The 2,530-nt window shown below is 52.6% G+C and carries 1 rRNA gene; it reads right to left on the bottom strand.

Annotated features, from left to right (window positions below):
- Positions 1-2,530, bottom strand: a 23S ribosomal RNA gene (locus E1I69_RS23995); the annotation flags it as partial.

The following is a 2,530-nucleotide window of genomic DNA, read 5'->3' as shown; positions in this document are numbered from 1 at the left end:
CACCTCTGACCTATCAACCTCGTCATCTTCGAGGGATCTTACTAGTTTAACACTATGGGAAATCTCATCTTGAGGGGGGCTTCATGCTTAGATGCTTTCAGCACTTATCCCTTCCACACATAGCTACCCAGCTATGCCCTTGGCAGGACAACTGGTACACCAGCGGTGTGTCCATCCCGGTCCTCTCGTACTAAGGACAGCTCCTCTCAAATTTCCTACGCCCACGACGGATAGGGACCGAACTGTCTCACGACGTTCTGAACCCAGCTCGCGTACCGCTTTAATGGGCGAACAGCCCAACCCTTGGGACCGACTACAGCCCCAGGATGCGATGAGCCGACATCGAGGTGCCAAACCTCCCCGTCGATGTGGACTCTTGGGGGAGATAAGCCTGTTATCCCCGGGGTAGCTTTTATCCGTTGAGCGATGGCCCTTCCATGCGGAACCACCGGATCACTAAGCCCGACTTTCGTCCCTGCTCGACTTGTAGGTCTCGCAGTCAAGCTCCCTTGTGCCTTTACACTCTACGAATGATTTCCAACCATTCTGAGGGAACCTTTGGGCGCCTCCGTTACTCTTTAGGAGGCGACCGCCCCAGTCAAACTGCCCACCTGACACTGTCTCCAAGGCCGATAAGGCCTTCGGGTTAGAATTTCAATACAGCCAGGGTAGTATCCCACCGACGCCTCCACCGAAGCTGGCGCTCCGGCTTCCAAGGCTCCTACCTATCCTGTACAAGCTGTACCAAAATTCAATATCAGGTTGCAGTAAAGCTCCACGGGGTCTTTCCGTCCTGTCGCGGGTAACCTGCATCTTCACAGGTACTATAATTTCACCGAGTCTCTCGTTGAGACAGTGCCCAGATCGTTACACCTTTCGTGCGGGTCAGAACTTACCTGACAAGGAATTTCGCTACCTTAGGACCGTTATAGTTACGGCCGCCGTTTACTGGGGCTTCGATTCAGAGCTTCGCTTGCGCTAACCCCTCCTCTTAACCTTCCAGCACCGGGCAGGTGTCAGCCCCTATACTTCGCCTTGCGGCTTCGCAGAGACCTGTGTTTTTGCTAAACAGTCGCCTGGGCCTATTCACTGCGGCTTTTCAGGGCTATTCACCCTAAAAAGCACCCCTTCTCCCGAAGTTACGGGGTCATTTTGCCGAGTTCCTTAACGAGAGTTCTCTCGATCACCTTAGGATTCTCTCCTCGCCTACCTGTGTCGGTTTGCGGTACGGGCACCTTCTACCTCGCTAGAAGCTTTTCTTGGCAGTGTGGAATCAGGAACTTCGGTACTTTATTTCCCTCGCCATCACAGCTCAACCTTACGGTAAGCGGATTTGCCTACTTACCAGTCTAACTGCTTGGACGCGCATATCCAACAGCGCGCTTACCCTATCCTCCTGCGTCCCTCCATTGCTCAAACGGTAATGAGGTGGTACAGGAATATCAACCTGTTGTCCATCGCCTACGCTTTTCAGCCTCGGCTTAGGTCCCGACTAACCCTGAGCGGACGAGCCTTCCTCAGGAAACCTTAGGCATTCGGTGGAGGGGATTCTCACCCCTCTTTCGCTACTCATACCGGCATTCTCACTTCTAAGCGCTCCACCAGTCCTTACGGTCTGACTTCGCTGCACTTAGAACGCTCTCCTACCATTGTTCGTAAGAACAATCCACAGCTTCGGTGATACGTTTAGCCCCGGTACATTTTCGGCGCAGAGTCACTCGACCAGTGAGCTATTACGCACTCTTTAAATGGTGGCTGCTTCTAAGCCAACATCCTGGTTGTCTAAGCAACTCCACATCCTTTTCCACTTAACGTATACTTTGGGACCTTAGCTGGTGGTCTGGGCTGTTTCCCTCTTGACTACGGATCTTATCACTCGCAGTCTGACTCCCGAGAATCAAGTCTTTGGCATTCGGAGTTTGACTGAATTCGGTAACCCGATGAGGGCCCCTAGTCCAATCAGTGCTCTACCTCCAAGACTCTAACTCGAGGCTAGCCCTAAAGCTATTTCGGAGAGAACCAGCTATCTCCAAGTTCGATTGGAATTTCTCCGCTACCCACACCTCATCCCCGCACTTTTCAACGTGCGTGGGTTCGGGCCTCCATTCAGTGTTACCTGAACTTCACCCTGGACATGGGTAGATCACCTGGTTTCGGGTCTACGACCACGTACTATGTCGCCCTATTCAGACTCGCTTTCGCTGCGGCTCCGTCTCTTCAACTTAACCTTGCACGGGATCGTAACTCGCCGGTTCATTCTACAAAAGGCACGCCATCACACATAAATGTGCTTTGACTACTTGTAGGCACACGGTTTCAGGTTCTCTTTCACTCCCCTCCCGGGGTGCTTTTCACCTTTCCCTCACGGTACTGGTTCACTATCGGTCACTAGGGAGTATTTAGCCTTGGGAGATGGTCCTCCCAGCTTCCGACGGGATTTCTCGTGTCCCGCCGTACTCAGGATCCACTCAAGAGAGAACGAAGTTTCAACTACAGGGTTGTTACCTTCTCTGACGGACCTTTCCAGGTC

Origin of the sequence: Bacillus timonensis (assembly GCF_004799755.1) — a bacterium.
Classification (GTDB): Bacteria; Bacillota; Bacilli; order Bacillales; family Bacillaceae_L; genus Ferdinandcohnia; species Ferdinandcohnia timonensis_A.
Note: the sequence above shows the minus strand (reverse complement) of the source record. Positions and strands in the feature narration are given on the sequence as shown.